This is a genomic window from Azospirillum sp. NS33 (assembly GCF_059703765.1).
Map to the genome: position 1 here is coordinate 1 of NZ_BAAKJB010000074.1, position 1,580 is coordinate 1,580.

Below are 1,580 nucleotides of genomic sequence, written 5' to 3' on the forward strand. Positions count from 1 at the left end.
CCGCTTCGTCTTCTTCTCGATCTTGGCCATCCGGCCGCGCGTCGCATCCGTCCACATACGAAGCTTGAATCATAACACAACGCCAAGGCCAACCGTTTTCAAACGGTCTCTCAGGACGCCGACAGGATGGCGTCGGCGGGGGCGACGATGCCGCTCTTCAGGACGAACTGGCTGACGCCGTCGACGTTGCGCACCTCCTCCACCGTGTCGGTGATGACGCTGGCCGACTCCAGCGTCGCCCCGGTCTTGTCCTTGGCGGTGATGCGCAGGGTGTAGAGACCGTCGGGCGCGGTGTCGCCGTTGCTGCGCTTGCCGTCCCAGGTGAAGGTCTGGCGCCCCGACGCCGGCGACCCGGTGGTGCTGTAGACCGTCTTGCCGGCGGCGTCGAGCACCTCCAGCTTGACGGTCGCCGGGCTGCCGTCGACCGCGTAGGCCACGCTGGCCTGCCCGTCGGTCAGGGCGAAGCTCTCGGACTCCACCTCCACCTCGCGGCCGAGGAAGGCCATGTCCATGCGCATGCCGCTGCTCTTCAAGGTGTCCAGCACCTCGGTCAGGGTGTCGTTGGTGCGCATGGCCTGCTCGACCGTGGAGAGCTGGGCCAGCTGGGTCATGAACTGGGTGGCGTCCATCGGGGCCAGCGGGTCCTGGTTGCGCAGCTGCGCGGTCAGCAGCTGGAGGAACGCCTCGTAGTCGACGGTGGCCTTCTTCTCGGTGGCGGCGACGGGTGTGTTGGCGGTGCCGGTCGCGGCGGTGGTGGTCATGGCGGTGGATCCTCTCAGACGATGACGTCGACCAGCCCGTCGACCGGGGTGAGGGTGCGCTCGGACGGGTCCTCGGCCGTGGCGGCGGTCAGGCCGTCCCCGGTGTTGGGGCGGCCGCTGCCGCCCTGCTGGGAATCGGCGAAGCCGCGGGACTGCCCCTCGCCGTGGAGCGAGAACTGTACGGTGGCGTTGTTCAGAGCGAGGCCGGCGTCGCCCAGCGCCTTTTCGAGCTGGTGCAGGTCGCGGCGCAGCAGGGTGAGGGTGTCGGCGTTCTCGGCCTGGACCGACAGGGTCACCCGGCCGTCGTTGACCTCGGCGACCACGTACACCCGGCCCAGCTCGGCCGGCTTCAGGTCGATGTGGAAGCTGCCGCCGCCGGCATCGGCGACCCGCACCAGCGGGGCGGCGAGCTGGGCCATGGGGCCGGCCGCTCCCGGGGGGACGGCGGCGGGGCGCACCGCGCCGGCCGCGGTGGTGCCGGTGTGGGCGGTGGATGCGGTGGTGAACGGGGGCAGCCCGTCGCCGGTTCCGGCCTCGCCGCCGTCCGCCGCCATCGGGGCGGCGAAGGGGGAGGGGGGAAGGCCCTGGCCGGACGCCATCGGGTTCTGGCCGGCGCCGGGTTGACGCTGCGGCTCGGGCCGCGGCGCGGCGGCGGCCGTGGGCGACGCCGGAGCCGCGGCGGCCGCACCGTTGCCGGCGCCGCCCGTCCCGGTCCGCGGGGCGGGCTTGCCCGACCGCGGACCGTCCACGGCGACGACGGGCTGGTCGCGGGCGACCGCCGCCCCCGCCACCGCGGCGGCCGGCGCCCCGGCCATCGCC

At 73.4% G+C, this 1,580-nt stretch carries 2 protein-coding genes; both read right to left on the bottom strand.

Going from position 1 to position 1,580, the window contains the following annotated elements; genetic code table 11:
- Positions 1-110 precede the first annotated feature (110 nt).
- Positions 111-761, bottom strand: a complete 651-nt coding sequence (locus AC6H2I_RS30365) for a flagellar hook assembly protein FlgD (RefSeq protein ID WP_497504528.1) — start codon at positions 759-761, stop codon at positions 111-113.
- A 14-nt stretch (positions 762-775) separates the two neighbouring features.
- A partial coding sequence (locus tag AC6H2I_RS30370) for a flagellar hook-length control protein FliK (protein WP_497504529.1) occupies positions 776-1,580 on the bottom strand: 805 nt, incomplete at its 5' end.

What these genes read in the sequence shown, in the direction of transcription:
- AC6H2I_RS30365 (WP_497504528.1), bottom strand. Translation starts at nt 761, where the DNA reads ATGACCACCACCGCCGCGACCGGCACCGCCAACACACCCGTCGCCGCC.